Consider the following 23,280-nt stretch of genomic DNA (forward strand, 5'->3'; position numbering starts at 1 on the left):
TGCTTCGGGCGTTCCTCCGCTCAGGTGTGGACGAGGCGCCGGGCGGCTCCCTCGTCCAGGATGAGGTCGGTGGCCAGTCCCGCCGCGAGCGCCCCGCGCAGTCCATGAATCTTCGATTCTCCCGACACGACGCAGATGCGCCTTCGAACCCGCCTGAGGTCGTCGAGGTCCGGGCCGGTGCTGCGCTTGTTGAGCAGGATGTCGCTGTGGGTGCCGTCGGCCCGGAAGAACATGGTGGCGACGTCGCCCACGACCTCCTCGCTCTCCAGAAGGTCGAGGTCCTCCCGGTCCAGGTAGCCACCGCTGTAGACATGGCTGGGGATGCCGGCGCCGATGGACCCGACACCGAAGATCGCCATGGTCATCCGGCCCTGCAGGTCGAGGATGCGGCGGACGCTGCGCTCCTCCCACATCGCCGTCTTGGTGGCCGCATGGTCGAAGAACGCGGGGACGGGGAACTGTTCCACGCGCGCGCCGTAGGCCTGCCCGAAGCGCCGCAGGATCTCGCTCGCGTAGGTGATCCCCGTGGTCTGGGTGTTGCCGGCACCGTTGAGCTGCACGATCGTGCTGTCCTGGGTCTGCTTACGGGTCAGGTGATGGCTGACGGCGCTCAGGGTGGACCCCCAGGCGACGCCGATGATGGCGTTCGAGTCCACGAGGGGCCCGATGGTACGGGCCGCCTGGATAGCGACGCGGTCGAGCACCTCGGAGTCGCTGATGGAGTCCGCGACCGGCACCACGTGGACCTCGACGCCGAACCGGCGGCCGATCTGCTGCTCCAGGGCCGGCGCACGCTCGGATGGATTGTTGACCTGGATCTGGACGAGGCCGGTCTCACGCGCCGTCGAGAGCAGGCGGGAGACCGTGGAGCGCGAGGTGCGCAGCTCGCGCGCGATGGCGTCCATGGTGAGGTCCTGGAGGTAGTACATCTGGGCAGCCCGCAGGGCATCCCGCGAGCGGTTGCCCTGCGGGCGCTCCACCTCTGCGGACTCCCGCACGGGACCGCCCTGCGTCGTCGTCATCCCGCCAGTCTGGCCGCCTTTGCACGTTTGTGCAATCCGATTGACTGTTATTCCCACTGCTCGAAGAATGGAACCGCAGCACCCATTCCAGACAGAGAAGCTACAGAGAAGCGACGGAGTAGTCCCTTGAGCAATCCAGCCGACCGGACCACCGGTGAAGGCACGACAACTTCTACCCGCACCGTGGTGCAGAAGCTCAGGGACACCCCCCGGGCCTCCGTGCTCGTCATCGGTGGCGGCATCAACGGGGTCGGCACGTTCCGCGACCTCGCACTGCAGGGGATCGACGTCGCCCTCGTGGAGCGCGGCGATTACTGCCAGGGTGCCTCGGGTGCCTCATCGCACATGATCCACGGCGGGATCCGCTACCTCGAGAACGGCGAGTTCCGCCTCGTCCGCGAGTCCGTCATCGAGCGCAACGCCCTGCTGAGGATCGCGCCGCACTACGTGAAGCCGCTCCAGACCACCATCCCCATCTACACGACGTTCTCGGGCATTCTCTCCGCCCCCATGCGCTTCCTCACGCACCGCCAGGGCAAGCAGGTGGAGCGCGGCGCCGTGCTCATCAAGGCCGGCCTCACGATGTACGACTTCTTCTCGCGCGACGGCGGCAACGTCCCCCGCCACTCCTTCGTGGGCCGCAAGAAGGCGCTCGCCGCCATGCCGGAACTCCGCAAGGACATCAAGTACGCGGCAACCTACTACGACGCCTCCGTGCACAACCCGGAGCGCCTCACGCTGGACGTGCTGCGCGACGGCCAGGTCGCTAACCCCGCGGCCCGCGCCGCCAACTACGTCAGCGCCATCGGCACCGGCGAGGAGGGCATCGTGCTGCGGGACGAGCTCACGGGGGAGACTTTTCCCTTCCAGGCCGACGTCGTCGTCAATGCGACCGGTGCCTGGACCGACAGCACCAATGCCGCGCTCGGTGCGGAGACCCTCTTCATGGGTGGCACCAAGGGCTCCCACATCGTGCTGGACAACCCCCGACTGCTCGCGGCGTGCAATGGCACGGAGATCTTCTTCGAGCATGTCGATGGCCGCATCGTCCTCATCTACCCCATGGGGGACCGCGTCCTCGTCGGCACCACGGACATCGACGTCGACGTCCAGGAGCAGGCCGTCTGCACGGACGAGGAGATCGCGTACTTCTTCGAGCTGATCGGGCACGTGTTCCCCGACATTCCAGTGTCACGGGACGACATCGTGTACAGCTTCTCCGGTGTGAGGCCCCTGCCGCGCCACGACGACACCCAGCCCGGCTTCGTCTCGCGCGACTACCGCATCGAGAAGCGCGAGGAGAAGCGGGGCGGCCGCTCCGTCACCACGCTGAGCCTGGTCGGCGGCAAGTGGACCACCTTCCGCGCCCTGTCCGAGCACCTCACCGACGACACGCTCACCGCCCTCGGCGCGACGCGCAGGACCTCGACGGCGGGTGTCGCGATCGGTGGCGGCAAGGACTTCCCGACGGACGAAGCGTCGCGGCGCGCCTGGATCGCGGCGGCGGTCCGGCCGGGCGCCGACGAGGCCCGCGTGGAGGTTCTGCTGACCCGGTACGGGACCCGCGCGAAGGATGTTCTCGAATACCTCGCCGAAAGCCCGGACAGCATGTTTAATTCCACGCAGGAGCTGAGCACGCGAGAACTCGCCTACATGGTGGAGCACGAGCAGGTCGGCCACCTGATCGACGTCCTGATTCGCCGTACATCGCTTGCATTCCGGGGCCTGGTCTCCGAGGAACTGCTCGCCGAGCTTGCCGAGACCCTGGCCCCGCTGCTGGGCTGGACCGCTGCGGAATCCGCAGCGGAGATCAAGCTCGCCGAGAAGGTCCTCGCCGAGGCCCACCGGGTGCAGGTCAAGAGCTTGACCGTGTAGCGGCACCTGCCGCGACGTGGTCGAACCGCTGTTCCAGCGGTGCAGTGCCAACGGCAGTGGCTGCCGGGGGGGAACCAACGGGTGCCGTCGAGGCGGCGGCACCCGTCGATAAATGAATAGAAAAAGGAGTCAATGATGTCTCTGGAAGTATTTGTTGCCGAAACATTCGGCACCATGCTGCTGCTATTGCTCGGTACGGGCGTCGTCGCGAATGTCGCGCTCGCCAGGACCAAGGGCAATAACGGCGGCTTCCTCATGGTCAACTTCGGATGGGGGCTCGCCGTCTTCGCCGGCGTCTACGTCGCAGCCCTCTCCGGAGCCCACCTCAATTTCGCGGTCACGATGGGTCTCTGGGTCAACGGCGACACCGCCGAATTCGCTCCCGGCGTCGACAAGAACTTCATCAACGCCATCGCCTACCTGGCGGCCCAGATGCTCGGTTCCATCCTCGGCGCTGTGCTCTGCTGGCTCTCCTACAAGCAGCACTTCGACGAGGAGCCGGACCCCGCCAACAAGCTCGGCGTCTTCTCCACCGGTCCCGCCATCCGTTCCTACGGCTGGAACCTCGTCACCGAGATCATCGGTACGTTCGTGCTGGTCTTCGTCATCCTGTCCCTCGGCCCCACGGCAACGGGCCTCGGCCCCCTCGCGGTCGCACTGCTCGTCGTCGGTATCGGTGCTTCCCTCGGTGGCCCCACCGGCTACGCCATCAACCCGAACCGCGACCTCGGTCCCCGCATCGCTCACGCCATCCTGCCCATCCGGGGCAAGGGCAGCAGCGACTGGGGATATGCCTGGGTCCCGGTCGTCGGACCGATCGTCGGTGGTGTCCTTGCCGGCATCGTCGTCCAGTTCATCACGTTCCCCGTCGCCGCGGCCTAGACACCACCCGGTAGCTGTGCGCAGCCGCCGATCAACGACGTCCATCCAATGAAGGAGTAAGACATGTCGCAGCAGTACGTCATCGCCATCGACCAGGGCACCACCTCCAGCAGGGCCATCGTGTTCGACCACAAGGGCGATATCGTGTCCTCCGGCCAGAAGGAGCACGAGCAGATCTTCCCGAAGGCCGGCTGGGTGGAGCACGATCCCGCCGAGATCTGGGACAACACCCGTGAGGTCATCGGCACCGCACTCTCCCGGGCGAACCTCACGCGCCACGACATCGCCGCCGTCGGCATCACCAACCAGCGCGAGACCGCCGTCGTCTGGGACAGGACCACCGGCAAGGCCGTCTACAACGCGATCGTCTGGCAGGACACGCGGACGCAGAACATCGTGGACGAGCTGGCACAGGACGGCGGCGTCGAGCGGTACAAGCAGAAGGTCGGCCTGCCGCTGGCCACCTACTTCTCCGGCACCAAGATCAAGTGGATCCTCGACAACGTCGACGGGGCACGCGAGAAGGCGGAGGCCGGCGACCTCCTGTTCGGCAACACGGACTCCTGGGTCACCTGGAACCTCACGGGCGGCACCGACGGCGGTGTGCACATCACCGACGTCACCAACGCCTCGCGCACGCTGTTCATGGATCTGGAGACGCTGGCGTGGGACGAGTCGATCCTCGCCGACTTCGGCGTGCCGGTGTCGATGATGCCCGAGATCAGGTCCTCGTCCGAGGTCTACGGCACCGTGCACACCTCGCAGCTCCTGCGCGAGACGCCGGTGGCCGGCATCCTCGGTGACCAGCAGGCGGCGACCTTCGGCCAGGCCGCCTTCGACAAGGGCGGTGCGAAGAACACGTACGGCACCGGCAACTTCATGATCGTGAACACCGGTGAGGAGATCGTCCACTCCAAGAACGGCCTGCTCACGACGGTCTGCTACCGGCTCGGCGACGCGAAGCCCGTCTATGCGCTCGAGGGTTCGATCGCCGTCACCGGTTCGCTCGTCCAATGGCTCCGCGACAATCTCGGCATCATCAACAGTGCCCCCGAGGTCGAGCAGCTCGCCACGACGGTCGACGACAACGGCGGCGTGTACATCGTGCCGGCGTTCTCGGGCCTCTTCGCGCCGTACTGGCGCGCGGATGCACGCGGTGCCATCGTCGGCATGACCCGCTTCGTGAACAAGGGCCACATCGCCCGTGCGGCGCTGGAGGCCACGGCCTTCCAGACCCGTGAGGTGCTGGACGCCGCGAACGCCGATTCCGGGGTGAACATGGAGGACCTCAGGGTCGACGGCGGCATGGTCGCCAACGACGCCCTGATGCAGTTCCAGGCCGACATCCTCGGCATCCCCGTCATCCGACCGAAGGTCACGGAGACCACGGCTCTCGGCGCTGCCTACGCTGCGGGCCTCGCCGTCGGCTTCTGGAAGGACACCGACGAGCTCGCCACCAACTGGGCCGAGGACAAGCGCTGGAAGCCGTCCATGGACGATGCCGAGCGGGAGCGCCAGCTGCGCCTGTGGAAGAAGGCCGTCACGAAGACCTTCGACTGGGTCGACGAGGACGTGCGCTAGTACCGACCGTCCATCTCGGGCGCGTGCCCGGTCCGCCGCAGGGCGGACCGGGCATGTCCTGGCAGCTACACCGTTGGCCTCTGCACCCGGGTATCCGGCACGGGTCGGCGCGCACTGCTAAAGTGAACGCATGCTCCGCGCCCTCCTGCTTACCTAGCCGCACGGTACTCACCGTGCGGCGGCCCCTCCCTGTGTGAGGGGCTTTTGTGTGTCCGGCGCAGGACACCCCCGAGGCGCCAGGGCACGGGTCCGCGGCAGCGCAGCAGACAAGAAGCATCGAGCAGGACGACGTTCCACCGACAGGACAGGTCAACATACAGTGAGCATCAACCCCGAGGGCGCTCAGCCGGACGAGAACACCTACGACTTCTCCGCCATCGAGGCGAAGTGGCCCGCGGTCTGGGACCGGCTCCAGGCGTTCGCACCGGCCGACGACGGCGAGCGCGAGCGCCGCTACGTGCTCGACATGTTCCCCTACCCCTCCGGCGACCTGCACATGGGCCATGCCGAGGCGTTCGCCATGGGCGACGTCGCAGCGCGTTTCTACCGCCAGAAGGGCTACGACGTCCTGCACCCGATCGGCTGGGACTCCTTCGGCCTCCCCGCCGAGAACGCGGCCATCAAGCGCAACGCCCATCCCGCCGAGTGGACCTACGCGAACATCGAGACCCAGGCGAACTCGTTCAGGCGCTACGCGATCAGCGCCGACTGGAGCCGCCGGCTGCACACCTCGGACCCGGAGTACTACCGCTGGACGCAGTGGCTCTTCGTGCGGTTCTTCCAGAAGGGGCTGGCCTACCGCCGCAACTCACCGGTGAACTGGTGCCCCAAGGACCAGACCGTGCTGGCGAACGAGCAGGTCATCAACGGGGCCTGCGACCGCTGCGGGACGATGGTCACGAAGAAGAACCTGAACCAGTGGTACTTCAAGATCACCGATTACGCGGACCGCCTGCTGGACGACATGGAGCAGCTGAAGGGCCACTGGCCCGAGCGCGTGCTCGCCATGCAGCGCAACTGGATCGGCCGTTCCGAGGGCGCGCACGTGCGGTTCCGGATCGAGGCCGACGGCGGCCTGCCGGTGAGCGACGTCACCGTCTTCACGACCCGGCCGGACACCCTGTACGGGGCGACGTTCTTCGTCGTGGCCGCGGACGCCGACCTCGCGCTGGACCTCGTCACGCCGGACCGGAAGGCGGACCTCGAGCAGTACCGGGAGCAGGTCAAGGGACTGTCGGAGATCGAACGCCAGGCGACGGAGCGCGAGAAGACCGGGATCTTCACCGGCCGCTATGCCGTCAACCCCCTCAACGGCGAGAAGCTGCCCGTCTGGGCCGCCGACTACGTCCTGGCCGACTACGGCACCGGGGCGATCATGGCGGTCCCCGCGCACGACCAGCGCGACCTCGACTTCGCCCGCGCCTTCGACCTGCCCGTCCGCACCGTCGTCGACACCGGAGCGGACGATGCCGCCGAGACCGGAATCGCCACGACGGGCGAGGGGACCCTGGTCAACTCCGGCGAGCTGACCGGCCTGGACAAGGCCGAGGCCATCCGCCGCGCGATCGAGCTGATCGAGGAGCAGGGGACGGGCGAGCACACGATCAACTACCGCCTGCGGGACTGGCTGCTCTCGCGGCAGCGCTTCTGGGGCACGCCCATTCCGATCATCCACTGCCCCTCGTGCGGTGAGGTCGCCGTTCCGGACGACCAGCTGCCCGTCACGCTGCCCGAGGGCCTGCGCGGCGAGGCCCTCGCACCGAAGGGGACGTCGCCGCTGGCCGCCGTCGAGGAGTGGGTCAACGTGGCGTGCCCGGACTGCGGCGGCGCGGCGCTCCGTGACACCGACACCATGGACACGTTCGTGGACTCGTCCTGGTACTACCTGCGCTTCGTCGACCCGCAGCTGGACACCGCGCCGTTCGACACCGAGGCCGTGAACCGCTGGCTGCCTGTCGGCCAGTACGTGGGCGGCGTCGAGCACGCCATCCTGCACCTGCTGTACAGCAGGTTCTTCACGAAGGTGCTCTTCGATCTCGGCATGGTCGGCTTCACCGAGCCCTTCAGCGCGCTGCTGAACCAGGGGCAGGTGCTCAACGGTGGCAAGGCCATGAGCAAGTCCCTCGGCAACGGCGTGGACCTCGGTGAGCAGCTCGACCGCTTCGGCGTCGATGCCGTGCGCCTCACCATGGTCTTCGCGTCCCCGCCGGAGGACGACGTCGACTGGGCGGATGTCTCGCCGTCGGGCTCGGCGAAGTTCCTGGCGCGCGCCTGGCGACTCGGTGGCGACGTCACCAGCGAGGTCGGAGCCGACGCATTGGCGGGTGACCGGGCACTGCGCTCGGTGACGCACCGGACCGTGGCCGAGGCCTCGGAGCTGATGGAGGCCAACAAGTTCAACGTCGTCATCGCGAAGCTCATGGAACTCGTCAATGCGACGAGGAAGGCGATCGATTCGGGTGTGGGCGGCGCCGACCCCGCGGTGCGTGAAGCGGCTGAAGCAGTCGCCATCATGCTCAGCCTCTTCGCGCCCTACACGGCGGAGGACCTGTGGAACCGCCTCGGGCACGAGGCGACCGTGGCGACGGCGGGCTGGCCCGCGGTGGATGCCGGGCTGCTGACGCAGGAGAGCGTCGTGGCCGTCGTCCAGGTGCAGGGCAAGGTGCGGGACCGGCTGACGGTGTCCCCGGACATCGCCGAGCAGGAGCTGCGCGAGCTCGCCCTGGCCAGCGAGCAGGTGCAGCGCGTCCTGGACGGCCGGGGGATCCGCACGGTGATCGTGCGCGCGCCCAAACTGGTCAACATCGTCCCGGCCTGATGGAGCCGGGACCGGCGGCGCCGGTGCATAACGACACCGTGCACGCGGATACCGTACGGGTAGCCGTCGTCACCGATTCGGCCGCAGGCTTCCCGCTCGACTGGCTGGAGCCGGGCGGTCCGGCCGAGGACGTGCAGGTGGTGGCGATGCCGGTCCTCGTGGGTTCCGACATCCTGACGGGTGAGCACGACGACGTCACCGGTCCGCTGATGGTGGCCCTCGCCGCGGGGTCGGACGTGCGCACGTCCCGTCCGTCCCCGGGCCAGTTCGACAGGGTGTACGGACGCCTTGCGGAGGAAGGCTACGACGGCGTCGTGTCCGTCCACCTGTCGGGTCTGCTGTCCGGGACGGTCGAAGCAGCACGGCTGGCGGCGTCGCGGGCGACGATCCCGGTCGAGGTGATCGACACGAGGACGGCGGGCATGGCACAGGGCCGGGCAGCCCTCGCCGCCCTCGCTGCCGCCCGGACGGGTGCGGACCTGCAGGCAGCGGCGGCCGCCGCGGCGATGGCGGCACGTGCATCCGCGCTCTACTTCTACGTGCCCAGCGTCGAGCAGCTGCGGCGCGGCGGGAGGGTCACCGCGGCCGCGGCCTGGCTGGGCACGCTCCTGTCCGTCAGGGTGATCCTCCACGTGCAGGCCGGGCGGCTGGTACCCCTCGAACGCATGCGGTCGGCGCACCGGGCGATGGCGCGGCTCCAGGAACTGGTGGAGGCCGACGTCGCGACCCGGACGGGCGGGGTCCTGCTGACCGTGCATCACTTCGGCAACGAGGACGAGGCAGGCGGCCTGGCCGAGCGCCTCGAGGTCATCGCAGGGACGGGACGCGTGTCCCTGGCTCCCTGCCCCTCTGTCCTCGCCGCGCACGCGGGCCTCGGCGTGGTCGCCGTGACGGTCACCGCGGACCAGCCCGTCACCTCCGACAGGTCCTGACGGCCGCCTGACGGTCTTCCTGATGGTCTCCTGAGGGTTACAGCCGGCCGTTCCAGCCGGATGTCCACATAGCATCAGCCGTCGGCGGGTCCGCCGTGCGCCGATCCTAGCGTTGCCCCATGGGAAAGCACCGATGGCCGACGGCAGGGGATGAAGGGGCGCAGCTCCCGCAGGCGTCCGTGTCCCCGCCGCCTGCTTCTCCGCCGTCCGATTTTCCGCCGTCCGCTGCTCGGCTGCAGGACGAGGGCCGGTCCGACGAGAGCCCGGGTAGGGGCTCCGGCCATGAGCAGCACACGCTTCGCCGGAGCAGCGTCCTGCCGCGCCTTACGTCCAATCTGTCCTCACGGCCGGGCAACCAGGATCAGGGTCCTCTCCGAATCGGAGTGCAGTGGGGCATTGCCCGGTCTGCGGCGCTCGTCTTCCTGGGGATCGCGCTGGCGATCGGTGCTGCGCTGTTCCTGGTACGCAGCTCCGAACCGTCTGCCGCTGCGGTGTCGGTACAGCTCGACGCCGGGTTCCCCAGCGGTGCAGACCGAGGCGCTGACCCGCCGGACGCTCCCCGCACGGTCGGTCCTGATGCGGGCGGCACCGTGTCCGGTGCTTCCGGTGCCTCCGGTGCCTCTGGTGCCTCTGGTGCCTCTGGTGCTTCCGGTGCCTCCGGTGCCTCCGGTGCCTACGGAGCCGCGGGTGAGGGCAGTGGGGCCGCAGCCGGGGGCGAGCAGCAGGGGAAGCAGGGGGACGCCCAAGAGCGTGGCGACGACGCGCCGGGAGGGTCATCGGCAGGAACGCCTGCCCCGGCGGACGGTGCCGACCAGGGGACGCTCGTCGTCTACGTCACGGGCGCGGTGGCTTCGCCCGGCGTGGTGACGATCCTGTCCGGCACGCGCCTGTTCGAGGTTCTGGAGAAGGTCGGTGGTGCCCTTCCCGAGGCCGACCTCGAGGGGATCAATCTCGCAGCCACCCCGTCCGACGGGCAGCACATCCACCTCCTCGCCGTGGGTGAGGAGCCGCGAACCGATCAGGGCATACCAGATGCGCCGGTAACTCCTCCGGCCGCGCAGGCCGGCCCCTCCGGCGGAACGACGGACAGCAGCGGTGCTGGCCCGGGTGCGGTCATCGACATCAACACCGCCACCCTCGCCGAGATCGAGTTCCTGCCCCGCGTGGGTCCGGTTCTGGGGCAGCGGATCATCGACTGGACGATGAGCTTCAAAAGTAACCCAGCTGGCAGGCGGCCAGTGCGTAACCTACCAGCCACACATGCTACCCGCCAGTAGGCGTTGTCAGATTACGTTTAAAATGCCAAACTGATTCTCCATAACTCCATAGAGAAACTGAAGGGAGTCGCCCTATGACCCCGCCGGCCTAATGACCATCCCCCCGCAGATTTTTTTACGAGAGGACGCCATGACCGACAACATGGACGACAAACTGGATGATTACAATACGGCCTGTATTGCGAATGAAATTCTAACGGAGCTGCTTAGCTTCTACCGACTGCGAGGCCGAATTAACAGATTCAAACACCACTACCTTTGGTCCTTGCTAGTCCCAGAGGGCTGTATGTGCAGGTACGTGGACTTGCACACAAAGAGTGGCATGCAGAAACTCATTGCAGAGTTTGAATACGAGGCGAGGTTTCCTGGTCGGGTAATTGCTTCACCGGAGAAGGTCAGAGAAATCCTGCATCACTATTCCGAGGGCAGTGGCTCCTTGGATGACCGCCGCAACGAGATCATCATCAACATCCTGGGTATAGATACCGGGACGCAAAGAGGTTGGGACGCTGGCACCTACCGTAAGGGCAAGGAACGGTGTGTTCTCCTTCCCTTTGCACTCTATCTGGCGCACTTGGGGCCAGACACTATGGCTGAGGCCAACGCCGCGTAGCGGACCCTAAAGCAGCACTTGTGCTCCCAGTTCTGAAAAGGACTGGGAGTCTTTCATTTAAGCCGCTTTTTTGATTCAGCTTCAATCTGGATTTGACCAGTAATCGACCAGTCTTTACCTCGATGTACCAGCACCCTGCTCCGAGAATTGGGTGTATCAACACCGGCGTCACACCCGGTATGAACACCAAGGAGATAGAGATGACTGGCGAAATCAGCAGAGGCCCAAGGCGGGTCTATCAGGGTGCGGACGTTCAACGCAGCGGTGCCGTGGTTCCTCGCGTCGTGCGGCGGGCGGAAGTTGAGCGAGCGTGGAAAGCGGACTACCGCGTCCACGCTGGCGGAGCTATCACGAAGGATGCGGGCAAGAACCTCAAGGGCATCCGCAACGAATTTCAGAACCACATCCAGGATGACCCAGGGGCAGAACCCGGCCTGGCCTACTTCGAGGGCAACTTCATCGCCGGCGCTGGTGACATCATCGCGGACTACATGGACGGGGAGAAGCCATGACAGTGACATCGGAGAGGCGCAAAGACGCGGCCCGCCAGCTACGCCGAATCAAAAAGATAACCAGGCGACTCTGCCAGTTGTACCCGGAGCTTTCGACCACGTTCAGCATCCAGGAACGGCGCTACATCCGTTCGCTGGCCGCCGCCATCATGGTGTCTGAATCGGCAGGTGAGACCGATGGGACGTGACGCTGGAATCTCCTTCCACGGGATAAAGCGGGAGGAACATAAGCCGGAATGCGAGTGCGTGGTCTGCAAGCGACAGCGGGAGGCTGAAGCCGAACGGCGGAAGACTGAAGCCGAGGAAGCTCGCAGGGCAGTCCGACAAGAAGCGAAGAAGGCGAGAATAGCGTGGAGAGCCGCCCTTCGGGACGATCATGAAGCGCAGGCCATGACGGCACTCCTGCTGGGCTTTGCATGCGTTCTGGTCAGCGGGTGTTATTGGGAGACTGTGGGCATGTCATACTTTCTCGACCGACATACTGCCCCCGTCGGGTTCAGGGATTTTACGGAGCCCAGCCTGCAGCTTCTCGCCTACGTTCGGAGTCCAAGGACGGACTTCTGGCTTCTGGTGGTTCTTGGCCTTTGGCCGCTTTGTTGGGCGCTGGCTTTCTACCTAGACTCTGCGCTGCGCTACGAGAAGGCCCGTGCAGCTCAGGCCAGGTCGGAGCTTCGACGCCTACGCAAAGCCACGCTGAAGAATGGCAAGCGGTTGGCAAGGGAACGGCGGTGGCGGTGAAGTACCTCAAGGAAGTCCGGGCCACGCTGTTCGCCATCTTGGCTATATTCCTCGCTATGCAACTCGTTGTAGCGGTGATTCAGCCGTACATCGTGTATATCCTCGTCGGCCTCGTGGTCCTGACGGTTGGTTGGTTCTTCTATAGCCGGGGGACCAGGTTGTGATTGATGAGCTGGTATGAGGAGGGCGCAGTTGGTCCCGTCTATCCAACCATTATGGGACGTGCGGGTTGCTCCTCATATCAGCCAATCAAGCCGGAACTCAAAAACTGGTACAGAGCGAGCTAAGTTTAGTTGCTTAGACTCTGGCCATCACGTCGCCCGTGTGAGGGTCGTGTTTATGACGCTTGAGGATTTTCACTTCTGCTTGCAGTTGTTAGAAAGCGAAGTAGGACTAGCCCCTCGAAAGAGGGGCATTTCTTTTGCCCCGCACATTCACAGGCTGATAGCAGCAGTGGCGGAATAGGCAAATCTGTTGGCGGACGTAACCGCCGTTCAAGTAACGCACCTGGTCGATATAGGACTGCCGGGTTGTATGGAGAGTCCACTCATACTAATGCAAGGTGACCTGTTGGAAATCCTTGCCTGCTGCTACCAGCCTGGGAATACATCAAAGCACTCCTAGCGGCCGCATGGGGTTCAGAACAACATCAAAGCCCTTATGCGCCATGCAAGGAGGTGTATTCGCTATGGCCTTAGAACAAGTAAACCCTAACTATCGACACATTACTGCCGGTAGGCAACCAATTGAGAAAAGGTTCTTCGAACCTTCAACTGCAACTGACAATTGCAGTTGTGAATGTCATAAGACCAGGGATGAAGTCGACGCCCTACTCGGAGCCTACGGAGACGTTACGAGTCCGGAGTTCCGTGCTTGGTACTGCAAAGCCATCTACGCACTGGGCTGTCAGAAGTTCAGCGACCTGGCCGATCAAGCACGGAAGGGCAAAGCGCCGGCACGGTACTTCAGCGCTTTGCTGAAGGCGCAGCTCGGAGGTCGACTATGAAGATGCGGCTCTACCTCCAAGTAGTCCAGCCAGTGCTCCAAAGCCTGTTTTCCATGTTGAATCGACCGTTTCAATCAGCCTCGTCATCGCAGCGCTGTCATCGTCTGAGAACATGACGGTCAGTGTAACATTTAGTGCTAGACATATAAGAGACAGCACCAAAATGCATATGAATACGAACTGGTAGGACACGCCACCATATGTAGTTTTTGTTCGTCCGTCTGTTTCAGGCACCTCGGTTCGGGGCGGTGGTGTCGGGCTTGCTTCCGTGCTCGTCGAGGGTCCTATCTTTGAGTGGTCCTGCCTCGCAAAGACACCACCCATCACGTGACGTAATGGCTTTGCTAAGACTGCAAATAGGACCGCGATCAACGGAGCCAACCAGTCTGCCGAGAATTGCATGTTCAACACCCTTTCACATAAAAGATGCTCCCAGCGGGCATATGGTAGGACCAGAGTATGGCAAGGCCAGAATCTTTGGAAGACCTGAGACTCCCGTAGTCCATCGGTATTCGTCCCTACCACTCTGCATCCTCCATCCCGAGAGGCCGGTTGATGAGCTGGAAACGGGCTACCCAGACTGCTACCGGTCCAGTAAGGTGTCCGCTACCTACCCCTAGGGAGAGCAGCAATGGCAGCAAAAATGGAGTACACATCCTCTGACAACGGTAAGGACTTAGCGGACCGATTGAATCGGATAATACGCAATCATGAGACTGGCCAAGTCAGCGTTCAGGTCATCACCACCACGGTGCCAGACCAGCGCAGCCAGACGGGCTCCAAAATCCTTTATGAGGCGTTCATTACTCATCCCGCGTGAAACTCTCAGCAATTGTCCCTGATTATCATTCACCAAAATTGCTTGGGTACTGGTTTGCGAGCGATCCACCTGAGTCGCGTGTCCATCCTCGCCCGGCCGCGTCGTAGAATACTGCTGTCACGTGACTGATTTGGCTTCGTACTATCTCTATGGAAATTCGCTCATGCGCTGAGAGGGTGTGCGTGTAGAGAACCTGGTCAACTCTTGCCGCGAATCTCTCTCCCATATAAATCGCAAAAATTGGTAGTGAGCTGTCATTTCTGAGTTCTATCAGCGTTGGTTGCTCTTCGCCGTTCACGAATGCAGGTGGTGGCCTGGTGGTTATGAGGGTGACAGCCATTGCTTGTTGTCGGCGACTGTCAAAGATCTGACGTCGAAGTGTGACTGCTCCTATGATGAGTGCTCCCGTTGCCCCCACAGCGCCGAAGGCTCCGGAGATAGCGCCGATCCAATCCGTCACATCGGACATCGCCTCAACCGCCTAGTTAGTAGTGCACCTTGTTCCGTAGGGTAGTCGACCTGCCCCGAAAGACGAAGCAAAAAAACAAACCCCCGGCGGAGTAAGGCGTCTAAACCAACTTTGCCGGGGGTTCTGGGTATAAATTAGCACTTCTCCAGTCTAATTGCCAGACCCGCCTTGGTGCTTGTGGATAAGTTGATGCCAACAGATACAAATAGAAGTCTTGACGCTTCATAATGCTTGGCGCATAATACGAATATAAATAAGGCGTCTAACCAATGTTCAAACCACCCCGTTATTCCAATTCTCCCTCCTGGCGTTCTGCCCGGAATGAGCTAATCGGCTGGCTAGGCCTATTCGCTTTCATGTTCCTCCTCATGGTCGCAGCACTGCTGCTGACGGGAGGTGACCGATGAACGACTTGTGGTCACGTATCCAGCTCCTAAAGGTTCACTACCAGATGGGCTCCCTAAGCAAAGTTGAGTTCGTCGCGGTACTGAACCGGTTTTTCAGGGAAGCCACCAGGTTGCGTGAGGCCAATCATGCCTAGCACCCAGAAAGATCGCATACTCAAGGTTCTCGAAGACCGTGGCGACCAGGGCGTCCTGAACATCGAACTGAACGAGATTGCCTTCCGCTACGGCGGCCGGCTCTACGAGCTTCGCCAGGACGGTTACCGCATCCGCACGAAGCACGTACGGAAGGGCGTCTGGCGCTTCACCCTGCTGCCCCAGGACACGGCCAACCCTCAGTCCATGCAAGTGGCGGCGCAGCTGGACGAACCCCAGTACATGGAGTTCCTAGAGACGCTCCGGCCGAGCGACTGCTGCGGCGAGATAGTAGTGGATGGATTTTGTGGAGGCTGCCGTGAGCACGTCTAGAGAAATCAAGTTCAGGGCGTGGAACGGCCTAAAGATGTACGGCTGGGACTGGTGCGCTGAAGATATCTGCCAACAACTATCGGGACGATTCGACAACGATTTCAAAGCCATCATGCAATACACCGGCCTCAAAGATAAGAACGGCACGGAAATTTACGAGGGGGACATAGTTCGTGTCAGCAATCTTAGTATCGGTTTCAAGAACTTCCCAGACTTCGATTGGCGTGCCCTGGCCATCGAGTGGAACCGTTACACCTGGGCACTAAATAACTCCCACGTCTACCAGCCCCTTACGGACTACGACACGAAAACCGCTGAACCGTATGACATCGAGGTTATCGGCAACATCTACGAGAACCCGGAGTTGCTGAAATGAACTGCTGCTACTGCCACCAGCTCCGCGACTTCTCGACCGACATCCATGGCTGCGAGCAGTCCCTCAAAGCCCAGGCGTATGTCGCCGGCCTCGTCAGCAGCATGAAGGCCATGCGAGAGCCCCGCACCAGTGAGCCCTGGGACCCACATCGGGGCCAGCGGTTCAGGGATCTAGAAACAAGCATCAAACTAAGTGGCGGTGAAGTCCGCCAGGAGAACTAAAGAAATGAGCACAACAGTAAGCAAACCCGCCAGTGATTTTGAGCAAGTACCGGAAGGAACGTTCGTAGCACGCTGCTACGGCCTGGTCTTCCTCGGCACACAGGAGGTTCAGTTCAAGGGTGAAACCAAGCAGCAGGAGAAGGTCGTCATCCAATGGGAGCTCCTGGACGAAGACGGCAAGACTAAGGACGGCAAGCCTTTCACCATTTCGAAGACCTACACTCGCACCCTGGACGAGCGAGGCAACCTCTACAGCGACCTGAACGCGTGGCGCGGGAAGCGCTTCAACGCCGACGAGCTGCTTGAGTTCGACATGGTTGCCGTCCTTGGCGCATATGCCATGCTGCAGGTGCTCCACAGCGAGAACGAGAAGACCGGCAAGACCTACGCCAACGTGTCCGCGCTCATGCCGTACAAGGGAGAGAAGCCGGCCGCGGTGAACGCCAACATCTTGTTCGATATTGAAGAGCCGGACGCCGACACCTTCAACGGGCTACCCGACTTCCTGAAGCTCAAGGTACAGGCTGCACCGGAGTTCAAGGCACCAGCGGGAGCAGTCCTGGCTGTAGCCAAAGCTGCCACTCCCATGGCCCCAAAGTCGGATGACGTGGTCATCAAAGACCTGCCCGCCATCGACAACATCAACTTAGACGACATCCCCTTCTAATGGAGGGGCAGCAGACACTCATCGTCCGCGCCCCGGCCAAGCTCGGCACCATGTCCACGATGGTCGACGGCACGATCAAAGGCACCATCTACATCTCCAAGGAACTTCCTGACGATGAGATGACGACTCTGTTCAAGCTGGCGAGGCAGGGGGAGGGCTGGTTCATCTTCAGCCCGAACCCCATCGACGAAGCGGCGATCCCTAAAGAGAAGGCCGACGCCCAGTTCGACGGCAAGTCACCTAGCGAACGCATGTACGACACCCTTTACGTTCGGTGGCGGGAGCTGACCAACCAGTCCGAGCCGTTCGACGTGTACTACGCCAACCAGATGAACTCCATCATCGCCAGACTCAAGCAAGATTTGCCGGGCCGGCCATGACCAAGCTTGGAGGGTTATCAGGACTGGTCGCGAAGGGCTTCAAGGGCCACCGCCACAACTGGAAGCTGCTGGAGCGCCGCAAGCACGGCACGCTCTACAAGTTCCACGTCTGCACGGAGCACCCGGAACCCCTGCTCAAGGCGTACGACATGGCCATCTTCAACCGCGACGCTCTTCAGGGCTCCAGCGAGTACGGGATGCGCCGATGAAGTGCAAGCACCTTTGGCTCATGGTGGTCAATTTCAAGCAGTGGTCGGAGCACCGCATCTGTCTACGCTGCGACAAGCGAATAGTAATAAAGAGGGAAAAGTAAAAATGTCTGTCGATCTAGCGCAGTTACAGCGCATTCATTCACTAGAGGGGGAGATAGCTGCCGCGGAGCTGGAACTCCGGGCGGTCAAGGAACGTCGAACCGAGCTCATCACCGAACTGCCGGAGTTCAAGGATCTGGAGAACGTTCGGGGGATGCTCCGGACCGCGGAGGTGAAGCTTAAGCTGGCTATCCGGGACGACCGGGAACTCAACGCCCTATACGAGCAGAGGGGAGAGGTGAGCTATCACCTGCACGACCTCAGGGACATGCTCAGCCATCACCTCGTCGCTTACCACCCGGACACCGGCCGGGACGTGGTGAAGGACAGCTCCGCCCGCAACCGGCAGATAGAGCTGTCGGCCCGGCTGTCGAAGCCCGGCAAGCGGGTGATGGACCAGACCAAGCTGTCGTTCAGCCAGCACTTCGGCGTGAGGGTGGCTATACCGGAAGCGCCGGTAGCCAAGCAATTAGAACTAACCCAGGAGAAAAAATAGGTGGCAGGAACAGTAGAAGGCGGCAAGAAGGCCGCCGCAACCAACAAGCAGCGCTATGGGTTGAGCTTTTACAGACAGATAGGAAAAACCGGCGGGAAGCGCTCTCGCGGCGGCGGCTTTGCCTTCGACCACGACCGAGCCGTGTACTGGGGGACTGTCGGCGGTAAGTCGCCACGGAAGCGGAAGAAGCTGGAGGCGGACAATGGCTGACCACAGCTCCCAGCGACTTGCTAAGAGCCAGTCCACGCCGGCGAGCTAAAGGCTCACTCCGCGTAGGCCTTGGCATCCAGCTCGAATGCGCGGCCCCGGTACGGATGGACCTTTCCCTTAATGTTGCGAATCCAGCCGATATTTGAATTGTCCCGGAAGCAGGCGAGGGGCGGCTCGTCGATGTCGAAGTCGTATGAGAACTCGTCCCCCGGCAGGATGACGGCCGTCGAATCCAACGCCGTCCCAGCCTTCGAACCGGCGTGAGCGTAGAAGAACACACGATAAATCGGCTCGTCACTTAGGTTCTTGAGGATGTATCGCGTACTCGTGCCTCCGCCATAAGACGGACCGCCGGGAACGGATATAGCCATGAGTTGCGTAGTCTCGGCCACGTAGACGACCTTGCGAGCCTGCGCAATCTTCCGTACTTTCGCATCTTTGGCCATTACAACAACAGCGGCAACGAAGGCTGCGGTAGTCCCGATTCCTCCGACCCAATCAGCTACGGTGCCCCAGGTGTCGGGGTTCAAGTCCATCAATCTCGCACTGCCCTCACTCCCAAATCAGCTGCTACTTGTAGCTCAAGTAGCACCATGGTCTCCCGGAAGTTTACGACAGCCGTCTCATAGGGCTCATATGGCTCGGGCGCGAGTTGGAGAGCGTCTGGCGCTGCAACGACAATCTTCCGCAGAATTTGCGTGACCTCCCGTGCCGTGTTGGCGACGTTATCTGGAGCAAGGATGCGCATGGTCAGTGACATGTCAAACAGTTCCTTCACCGCTGCAGTGATGCTGGCGATACCGGGGTTCTCGATCCCGTCCTTCATCGCGGCGATGGCTATTTCGACGGAGTGCAACTTTCGGATATACGCCATGTAGACATCGATCTTACGATCTCGCAGCCATTGAGCATGTTCCAGCTCCCGGTCGGCCTCACGCTGCTCCGCTGCTGCCGCCCGTGCGGCCTCAATGGTCGCTTGCGTGTTTCCGCTATTGAAAGCCCCAGCAATGAGTGCACCACCGAGACCGGCAATGATTGCTCCACATGCCACGACTATCAGCCGTATAGTCTCCCCATCCATGGTTACAGCTTGCCAGACCAGGCGCCTCGCTTGATGCCGAGCGCAAACACGACTATCGCCGCAGCTATGCTGACGATGGTCAGGGGTACGCCTACCCAAGGAGCGGCAGCGAGTTCATCCGGGACCCCGCTCAGGAAGATTCCTAGACCGATGACAGGCAGTCCGAAGGCGTCTATCTCTGCGGCTCTTTTCTCGTTAGTGTCGATTCGCCGATGAAGCTCTTGCTTGGCTTGGTCTAGGGCGCTCGTCAGCTCGGAAATCTGTGCGCCAAGGGAGTCAATCCGATTGCCCAACTCGGCTTTCACCTGCACCAGGGTGCCTTCGAGCTGCTCAATACGGGTGAGCAGCATATCGATCCGAGTCTTCAGTGTTGTGTGTTCATCCCAGGGTTTCACCCCATACGCTGTGCCCTCAGTTCTGACGCCCCCGCTGGCTTGTCCCGTAGCGGACTCCACGCTGGGTGAACGAGGCCCGAACAGGGAGCGAACCCATCGCCAGCTTGCTCGGACAAACTGACGGCTCCCATCCGGAGATGCAAGTATGGCCCCGGCGAGGCCAACGAGGACTCCGGTCCACTTGATGATGGGCTCTAGTGTGCTTGGCTGGAAGAACTCCCCGATGTCCATGCCGGTAGTCTGCCAGACGTGTTCGGTCAGTACCGATTGTCCGCGACGCTGATGAGCGTTACGGCTGTCAAGGGTTTGTGGTGGAATTATGCTCTAATATGCATTGCATAATTATGTCGTTCAGAATCATGTCAAGGGTTGAGTACGATCCTGCCGTAAGCAGGCGTCAGAAAATTTACATTGGACGACCCGAACATTCCTGTGCATAAAACCCTTGTAATCGGATAATGCTTGGCGCATAATCAGGACACTTAAACAAGGCGTCTACCATTGCAACAAATCAAATCGGTCCTGCATATATTGCTTCTGCTATTCGGCTCTGCCATCGGCAGCTACATTATCCTCGCCGTAGTCGACCAGGCATCTGCTAAGACCGCGCCCGTCGGCCACGACGCGCTCAAAGCCGTCCCGGTTGCCCAGGTGTCCCCGCTCCCAAAACCGTAGCCGCCGTCCCTGCGACGTCGGTCCCTACACCGGCGGCTACTCCAAGCCCTGTCCCGACAGCCGCACCTGTACAGACTCCAGTTCCATTACCGGCCGGCTCTGACGCCGATTGGATGACCGCCGCGGGGATAGACCCTGCCAACTTTGGCTATGTGGAGTTCATCGTTGCCAAGGAGTCGGGCTGGAACCCCAGCGCCGTGAACCCCACCAGTGGAGCCTGCGGGCTCGGCCAGCAACTGCCCTGTGGCAAGTGGGCGGGAGCCTGGAACGATCCCGTGGCCGCCCTAGTCGCAATGGACAGCTACGTCAGTAGCCGGTACGGGGGATGGGCTGGAGCACATGGCTTCTGGCTCAGCCATAACTATTACTAATCAAGGACCAATTTTCATGTTCAACAAAGACATCTATCGAAAGAATCGTGAGGCCGGGAAGCGCGGACAAGGGGAGTACCCAAACCCGATAGTCGCTATCGACTCCAACCCGCCTACTTCGCTTCGAGGGTTGGGGCAACGTCGGAAACGCAAAGACCGCACCCTCACCAGTCCCGCTCATGGCCGGCTATTCAGCGTGCGCAACCTTATCCATCAGCAGTGGCTCAAACGTCTGAAGCGCCGCGAGGCAGCAGAAGCATGAAGCGCACCCTTCTCATCTCCGGCGTCCTGGCTACTGTCGTCAGCGTCTTCGGCCTCTCCGGCGTCAGCTCCAGTGAGCTAGACCTACCCGGCCTGAACCAGCGCATCGACAGCATCGACGCCCGCACGACCAACAACGAGCAGGACATCGTGAAGCTCCAGGAATCCACTGGCACCGCTCCGGCCGTGCATGTAGTCGTCCCAGTAGTAAAGACCACTGCCGCTCCGACAGCCGATACGATCGCACCTCAGCCCGTTGCCGCCGAACCCGCTCCAGCTACGCAGGCTCCGACCGCTGTTCCCACGCCTTGCGTTGCTCCAGTCATATCGAAGGCACCAGGCACGAGCATCGAAGTCATCGGTGGAGGGTGCCGTTGATGGGGGAGACAGCGGTATTCATCATGAAGGTAGTTCTGTTTCTATTCGTCACCTTCCTTGCCACCGTAACTGCCGCCATAGATGGAGGTTTCATATGATTGCTGACTACGAGCCCATCCGACTCCTACCTGGTCAGGTGGTCTACAACGACCCCGACGGCCTGCTCCAGGCACAGAAGAAGGAACAGCCGATGAAGGCGGTCCCTAGTACGAAGTTGGATTCACTGTCAGAGTCGCCAGGCTTCCGACCGCCAAAGCGCTGAGCTGGAAACGACATCAGGGCCAGAAGCTAATTCAGCTCTGACCCTGATTCTCGATTTTGAAGGCGAGATGTACGCCGACCTAGCCTGAAATCAGCCGGTACCAGTTGGATGTGCAGATGCTTCCTGGCTGGTACTGGCCTACGGATTCAAGCCGTGTAGGTGCAAAAACTTTCGCCAGATACCCATGCAACTCGTGGCGAGGTCGAGGGCGTCGCGCTCTTCGCTGCCAGTAGTTCTTGTAATCTCGATAGTCACCAAACACTGGGGATGTACGACTACGCGGCTGACGCGGGCCGTCATCTTCCCGTCGAGGTCGAAGTGCTTAGACGTGTTCGCCATGGCATTGCAAACCCTCATGTCGGGTTGGCTCGTAACCAACGTGCCTATGTCTTCAAACCTGACGCTGGTGGACGGGTCCTTTCTGAGCCAGTCGCTGAGGTGCCAGCTATGAATGAAGAACTCCTTCACTACAGCCTGTGCTTCCCGATTATCTACCGAGCCAGCCGCGTAGAGGTCCTGAACCCTTTTATATGCTCGCTCGACAAGCCCCCACTGCTCAAGCCACGACTTCTCAGCTCCGAAGCCAACTTCGACATGCACAGCATCGAAGATGCCAATGCCGTCGAGGTGCAAGTGTCCCCAGGCATGCCCGCAGTGGGGACAACTCCCTGATTCGCTATCTATGTCATCAGGAAGGTCTTGGGCACACTTTGGGCAGGCGGCCACCTTTACCCCTCTTAGCGCTGAGCGGCCTGGTACTTCTCGACAATCTCCTGCTGGACACGGCCGCGAGTGTTCACCTGGAGGCCGTTATCAAGCGCCCACTGCCGGACTGCCTTGGCGTCAATGCCCGAACCGCTGGAGTTACGCCCAGCCCGCCGTGGCCGCCCACCGGAAGGCCTACGAGCAACCTCGGTAAAGCGCTGCAGAGCTTCGCGGAGTTCGCGGGCGTGCTGTTCGTTGAGGTCAATCTCGTATTCGGTCCCATCGAGACCGAATCGGATGGACTCGCTAGCTTCGGAGCCGTCGATGTCGTCAGAGAGAAGCGTTACTATTTTCTGTGCCATGCCGCGAGTCTACTGTTTCAGTGTTGCAAAGCGCTAAAAACGCGATAACAATCAGGGAAAGCGGAACGCCGGTAATTAGCGCGGCTCGACAGCCCGCTTACGGTTGACCGCAGTAACGGCGAACCCTGCGGCCAGGACGATAGCCCCGATGACGAAAATGAGCGCCCCATTGGTCGTCCAGACCCAGACGGCGAAGGCTGCCCAGAGCAGAGCTATGACGAGAGCAGCTTTCCAGCCCATTGTGGTTTTCATATCGAGGCACACCCCCAGATTGTTGTTCCCACACCGAGTAGCGTCCAACCCAGAGTACCGCCGGAAGCGGCCGAAGCGACGGTTAGTCCAAGGAAGACAGCGCACTGAGCCATCGCGTTGCGCTCAGCCGCCGTCGGGATTGGTCCGTTGATAGCGATGTAGTTCCGCCCGTTCAGCCTGAAGCACCCAAAGGATGAAGAGCAGTAGCCGTCATACGGCCGGAAGCGGTAGTACCCGCCACCGTACGAACCAACAGGCTTGTACCGGTATGACGGGACCGTGACGCATTTATACGAAGCGCAAACCCTGACGTAGCTGTAGGCCTGCGCTGCATCCGGGGTGGCAAGTAGGGTGCTGCCTATCAGCACGTCCACCGCCAGCGTACTGCCGAGTTGCTTCATCACTCTCTCCTAATCAGTTATGTGCGTTATGCAAGCGGCTCAAAAGTAAGACCGCAGCA

At 61.9% G+C, this 23,280-nt stretch carries 29 protein-coding genes; 20 read left to right on the top strand and 9 right to left on the bottom strand.

From position 1 onward, the window contains the following. Window positions 1–20 precede the first annotated feature (20 nt). Complete coding sequence (locus P5G52_RS11265; protein ID WP_435868669.1) at window positions 21–1,022, bottom strand: sugar-binding transcriptional regulator; 1,002 nt, start codon at window positions 1,020–1,022, stop codon at window positions 21–23. 126 nt (window positions 1,023–1,148) lie between these two features. Between P5G52_RS11265 and P5G52_RS11270 the strand changes: the two genes are divergently transcribed. From P5G52_RS11270 to P5G52_RS11315, 10 genes are all read left to right on the top strand, one after another. Further along, window positions 1,149–2,897, top strand: a complete 1,749-nt coding sequence (locus P5G52_RS11270) for a glycerol-3-phosphate dehydrogenase/oxidase (RefSeq protein WP_435868670.1) — start codon at window positions 1,149–1,151, stop codon at window positions 2,895–2,897. A gap of 135 nt (window positions 2,898–3,032) precedes the next feature. Beyond that, window positions 3,033–3,779: an MIP/aquaporin family protein gene (locus tag P5G52_RS11275; RefSeq protein WP_087075769.1), complete on the top strand. Its 747-nt coding sequence runs from the start codon at window positions 3,033–3,035 to the stop codon at window positions 3,777–3,779. Window positions 3,780–3,842: 63 nt separating this feature from the next. Beyond that, complete coding sequence (gene glpK / locus P5G52_RS11280) at window positions 3,843–5,360, top strand: glycerol kinase GlpK (protein ID WP_301227412.1); 1,518 nt, start codon at window positions 3,843–3,845, stop codon at window positions 5,358–5,360. 319 nt (window positions 5,361–5,679) lie between these two features. After that, window positions 5,680–8,178, top strand: coding sequence for a leucine--tRNA ligase (leuS, locus tag P5G52_RS11285; protein ID WP_301227414.1), 2,499 nt, complete (start codon window positions 5,680–5,682; stop codon window positions 8,176–8,178). 38 nt (window positions 8,179–8,216) lie between these two features. After that, window positions 8,217–9,110 carry a DegV family protein gene (locus P5G52_RS11290; RefSeq protein WP_301227416.1) on the top strand — a complete coding sequence of 298 codons (894 nt, stop codon included), beginning with the start codon at window positions 8,217–8,219 and terminating at the stop codon, window positions 9,108–9,110. Window positions 9,111–9,493: 383 nt separating this feature from the next. Further along, window positions 9,494–10,387, top strand: coding sequence for a ComEA family DNA-binding protein (locus tag P5G52_RS11295; protein ID WP_301227418.1), 894 nt, complete (start codon window positions 9,494–9,496; stop codon window positions 10,385–10,387). A 322-nt stretch (window positions 10,388–10,709) separates the two neighbouring features. Further along, window positions 10,710–11,000 carry a hypothetical protein gene (locus P5G52_RS11300; protein ID WP_301227420.1) on the top strand — a complete coding sequence of 97 codons (291 nt, stop codon included), beginning with the start codon at window positions 10,710–10,712 and terminating at the stop codon, window positions 10,998–11,000. Between the two features lie 200 nt (window positions 11,001–11,200). Next, the gene (locus P5G52_RS11305; RefSeq protein WP_301227422.1) at window positions 11,201–11,512 is read left to right on the top strand and encodes a hypothetical protein; all 312 of its coding nucleotides are present in this window, start codon (window positions 11,201–11,203) and stop codon (window positions 11,510–11,512) included. 177 nt (window positions 11,513–11,689) lie between these two features. Beyond that, entirely contained in the window at window positions 11,690–12,250 is a 561-nt protein-coding gene (locus P5G52_RS11310) for a hypothetical protein (protein ID WP_301227424.1), read from the top strand. Then, complete coding sequence (locus P5G52_RS11315; RefSeq protein WP_301227426.1) at window positions 12,241–12,414, top strand: hypothetical protein; 174 nt, start codon at window positions 12,241–12,243, stop codon at window positions 12,412–12,414. Before P5G52_RS11310 ends, P5G52_RS11315 begins: the two co-directional genes overlap by 10 nt. A gap of 1,687 nt (window positions 12,415–14,101) precedes the next feature. Here P5G52_RS11315 and P5G52_RS11320 read toward each other — a convergent pair. Beyond that, window positions 14,102–14,545 (bottom strand): hypothetical protein, encoded by a 444-nt coding sequence (locus tag P5G52_RS11320; protein ID WP_301227428.1) that lies wholly within the window; start codon window positions 14,543–14,545, stop codon window positions 14,102–14,104. 533 nt (window positions 14,546–15,078) lie between these two features. Here P5G52_RS11320 and P5G52_RS11325 point away from each other — a divergent pair. The 7 genes from P5G52_RS11325 (at window position 15,079) to P5G52_RS11355 (ending at window position 18,078) form a co-directional block, all read left to right on the top strand. After that, the gene (locus tag P5G52_RS11325) at window positions 15,079–15,417 is read left to right on the top strand and encodes a helix-turn-helix domain-containing protein (protein ID WP_301227430.1); all 339 of its coding nucleotides are present in this window, start codon (window positions 15,079–15,081) and stop codon (window positions 15,415–15,417) included. After that, window positions 15,383–15,793, top strand: coding sequence for a YopX family protein (locus P5G52_RS11330; RefSeq protein WP_301227432.1), 411 nt, complete (start codon window positions 15,383–15,385; stop codon window positions 15,791–15,793). The genes P5G52_RS11325 and P5G52_RS11330 overlap by 35 nt, the downstream gene beginning before the upstream one ends. Before the next feature lie 225 nt (window positions 15,794–16,018). Then, window positions 16,019–16,681 carry a phage replication initiation protein, NGO0469 family gene (locus P5G52_RS11335; protein WP_301227434.1) on the top strand — a complete coding sequence of 221 codons (663 nt, stop codon included), beginning with the start codon at window positions 16,019–16,021 and terminating at the stop codon, window positions 16,679–16,681. Continuing rightward, window positions 16,681–17,061 (top strand): hypothetical protein, encoded by a 381-nt coding sequence (locus P5G52_RS11340; protein WP_301227436.1) that lies wholly within the window; start codon window positions 16,681–16,683, stop codon window positions 17,059–17,061. The genes P5G52_RS11335 and P5G52_RS11340 overlap by 1 nt, the downstream gene beginning before the upstream one ends. After that, the gene (locus tag P5G52_RS11345) at window positions 17,058–17,270 is read left to right on the top strand and encodes a hypothetical protein (protein ID WP_301227438.1); all 213 of its coding nucleotides are present in this window, start codon (window positions 17,058–17,060) and stop codon (window positions 17,268–17,270) included. The genes P5G52_RS11340 and P5G52_RS11345 overlap by 4 nt, the downstream gene beginning before the upstream one ends. A gap of 106 nt (window positions 17,271–17,376) precedes the next feature. Beyond that, window positions 17,377–17,868, top strand: a complete 492-nt coding sequence (locus P5G52_RS11350) for a hypothetical protein (RefSeq protein WP_301227440.1) — start codon at window positions 17,377–17,379, stop codon at window positions 17,866–17,868. Next, window positions 17,869–18,078, top strand: coding sequence for a hypothetical protein (locus tag P5G52_RS11355; RefSeq protein WP_301227442.1), 210 nt, complete (start codon window positions 17,869–17,871; stop codon window positions 18,076–18,078). 53 nt (window positions 18,079–18,131) lie between these two features. Here the strand turns inward: P5G52_RS11355 and P5G52_RS11360 are convergent, their stop codons facing one another. The 3 genes from P5G52_RS11360 to P5G52_RS11370 are packed head-to-tail and all read right to left on the bottom strand — an operon-like array spanning window position 18,132 to window position 19,785. Beyond that, window positions 18,132–18,608, bottom strand: a complete 477-nt coding sequence (locus tag P5G52_RS11360; RefSeq protein WP_301227444.1) for a hypothetical protein — start codon at window positions 18,606–18,608, stop codon at window positions 18,132–18,134. Between the two features lie 5 nt (window positions 18,609–18,613). Next, complete coding sequence (locus P5G52_RS11365; protein ID WP_301227445.1) at window positions 18,614–19,159, bottom strand: hypothetical protein; 546 nt, start codon at window positions 19,157–19,159, stop codon at window positions 18,614–18,616. Window positions 19,160–19,161: 2 nt separating this feature from the next. Then, window positions 19,162–19,785: a hypothetical protein gene (locus P5G52_RS11370; protein ID WP_301227446.1), complete on the bottom strand. Its 624-nt coding sequence runs from the start codon at window positions 19,783–19,785 to the stop codon at window positions 19,162–19,164. Window positions 19,786–20,342: 557 nt separating this feature from the next. On the opposite strand from P5G52_RS11370, the gene P5G52_RS18385 reads away from it, so the two are divergent. The 3 genes from P5G52_RS18385 to P5G52_RS11380 are packed head-to-tail and all read left to right on the top strand — an operon-like array spanning window position 20,343 to window position 21,239. Beyond that, entirely contained in the window at window positions 20,343–20,600 is a 258-nt protein-coding gene (locus P5G52_RS18385) for an aggregation-promoting factor C-terminal-like domain-containing protein (RefSeq protein WP_459076896.1), read from the top strand. Between the two features lie 16 nt (window positions 20,601–20,616). Continuing rightward, entirely contained in the window at window positions 20,617–20,862 is a 246-nt protein-coding gene (locus P5G52_RS11375; protein ID WP_301227448.1) for a hypothetical protein, read from the top strand. After that, window positions 20,859–21,239 carry a hypothetical protein gene (locus tag P5G52_RS11380; protein WP_301227449.1) on the top strand — a complete coding sequence of 127 codons (381 nt, stop codon included), beginning with the start codon at window positions 20,859–20,861 and terminating at the stop codon, window positions 21,237–21,239. Before P5G52_RS11375 ends, P5G52_RS11380 begins: the two co-directional genes overlap by 4 nt. A gap of 400 nt (window positions 21,240–21,639) precedes the next feature. Here the strand turns inward: P5G52_RS11380 and P5G52_RS11385 are convergent, their stop codons facing one another. From P5G52_RS11385 to P5G52_RS11400, 4 genes are all read right to left on the bottom strand, one after another. Next, complete coding sequence (locus P5G52_RS11385) at window positions 21,640–22,134, bottom strand: hypothetical protein (RefSeq protein WP_301227450.1); 495 nt, start codon at window positions 22,132–22,134, stop codon at window positions 21,640–21,642. Window positions 22,135–22,238: 104 nt separating this feature from the next. Continuing rightward, a complete protein-coding gene (locus P5G52_RS11390) occupies window positions 22,239–22,568 on the bottom strand; it encodes a histone-like nucleoid-structuring protein Lsr2 (protein WP_301227452.1) in 330 nt (109 codons plus the stop codon). Between the two features lie 75 nt (window positions 22,569–22,643). Then, window positions 22,644–22,808 carry a hypothetical protein gene (locus P5G52_RS11395; RefSeq protein ID WP_301227453.1) on the bottom strand — a complete coding sequence of 55 codons (165 nt, stop codon included), beginning with the start codon at window positions 22,806–22,808 and terminating at the stop codon, window positions 22,644–22,646. An 8-nt stretch (window positions 22,809–22,816) separates the two neighbouring features. Continuing rightward, window positions 22,817–23,221, bottom strand: coding sequence for a hypothetical protein (locus P5G52_RS11400; RefSeq protein ID WP_301227455.1), 405 nt, complete (start codon window positions 23,219–23,221; stop codon window positions 22,817–22,819). Window positions 23,222–23,280 lie beyond the last annotated feature (59 nt).

The organism is Arthrobacter burdickii (genome assembly GCF_030433645.1).
In the GTDB taxonomy this organism is placed as follows: Bacteria; Actinomycetota; Actinomycetes; order Actinomycetales; family Micrococcaceae; genus Arthrobacter_D; species Arthrobacter_D burdickii.

What these genes read in the sequence shown, in the direction of transcription:
- P5G52_RS11265 (WP_435868669.1), bottom strand. Translation starts at nt 1,022, where the DNA reads ATGACGACGACGCAGGGCGGTCCCGTGCGGGAGTCCGCAGAGGTGGAG.
- P5G52_RS11275 (WP_087075769.1), top strand. Translation starts at nt 3,033, where the DNA reads ATGTCTCTGGAAGTATTTGTTGCCGAAACATTCGGCACCATGCTGCTG.
- glpK (WP_301227412.1), top strand. Translation starts at nt 3,843, where the DNA reads ATGTCGCAGCAGTACGTCATCGCCATCGACCAGGGCACCACCTCCAGC.
- P5G52_RS11300 (WP_301227420.1), top strand. Translation starts at nt 10,710, where the DNA reads ATGCAGAAACTCATTGCAGAGTTTGAATACGAGGCGAGGTTTCCTGGT.
- P5G52_RS11305 (WP_301227422.1), top strand. Translation starts at nt 11,201, where the DNA reads ATGACTGGCGAAATCAGCAGAGGCCCAAGGCGGGTCTATCAGGGTGCG.
- P5G52_RS11310 (WP_301227424.1), top strand. Translation starts at nt 11,690, where the DNA reads ATGGGACGTGACGCTGGAATCTCCTTCCACGGGATAAAGCGGGAGGAA.
- P5G52_RS11320 (WP_301227428.1), bottom strand. Translation starts at nt 14,545, where the DNA reads ATGTCCGATGTGACGGATTGGATCGGCGCTATCTCCGGAGCCTTCGGC.
- P5G52_RS11325 (WP_301227430.1), top strand. Translation starts at nt 15,079, where the DNA reads ATGCCTAGCACCCAGAAAGATCGCATACTCAAGGTTCTCGAAGACCGT.
- P5G52_RS11330 (WP_301227432.1), top strand. Translation starts at nt 15,383, where the DNA reads ATGGATTTTGTGGAGGCTGCCGTGAGCACGTCTAGAGAAATCAAGTTC.
- P5G52_RS11335 (WP_301227434.1), top strand. Translation starts at nt 16,019, where the DNA reads ATGAGCACAACAGTAAGCAAACCCGCCAGTGATTTTGAGCAAGTACCG.
- P5G52_RS11340 (WP_301227436.1), top strand. Translation starts at nt 16,681, where the DNA reads ATGGAGGGGCAGCAGACACTCATCGTCCGCGCCCCGGCCAAGCTCGGC.
- P5G52_RS11345 (WP_301227438.1), top strand. Translation starts at nt 17,058, where the DNA reads ATGACCAAGCTTGGAGGGTTATCAGGACTGGTCGCGAAGGGCTTCAAG.
- P5G52_RS11350 (WP_301227440.1), top strand. Translation starts at nt 17,377, where the DNA reads ATGTCTGTCGATCTAGCGCAGTTACAGCGCATTCATTCACTAGAGGGG.
- P5G52_RS11365 (WP_301227445.1), bottom strand. Translation starts at nt 19,159, where the DNA reads ATGGATGGGGAGACTATACGGCTGATAGTCGTGGCATGTGGAGCAATC.
- P5G52_RS11370 (WP_301227446.1), bottom strand. Translation starts at nt 19,785, where the DNA reads ATGGACATCGGGGAGTTCTTCCAGCCAAGCACACTAGAGCCCATCATC.
- P5G52_RS18385 (WP_459076896.1), top strand. Translation starts at nt 20,343, where the DNA reads ATGACCGCCGCGGGGATAGACCCTGCCAACTTTGGCTATGTGGAGTTC.
- P5G52_RS11375 (WP_301227448.1), top strand. Translation starts at nt 20,617, where the DNA reads ATGTTCAACAAAGACATCTATCGAAAGAATCGTGAGGCCGGGAAGCGC.
- P5G52_RS11380 (WP_301227449.1), top strand. Translation starts at nt 20,859, where the DNA reads ATGAAGCGCACCCTTCTCATCTCCGGCGTCCTGGCTACTGTCGTCAGC.
- P5G52_RS11390 (WP_301227452.1), bottom strand. Translation starts at nt 22,568, where the DNA reads ATGGCACAGAAAATAGTAACGCTTCTCTCTGACGACATCGACGGCTCC.
- P5G52_RS11395 (WP_301227453.1), bottom strand. Translation starts at nt 22,808, where the DNA reads ATGGGCTGGAAAGCTGCTCTCGTCATAGCTCTGCTCTGGGCAGCCTTC.
- P5G52_RS11400 (WP_301227455.1), bottom strand. Translation starts at nt 23,221, where the DNA reads ATGAAGCAACTCGGCAGTACGCTGGCGGTGGACGTGCTGATAGGCAGC.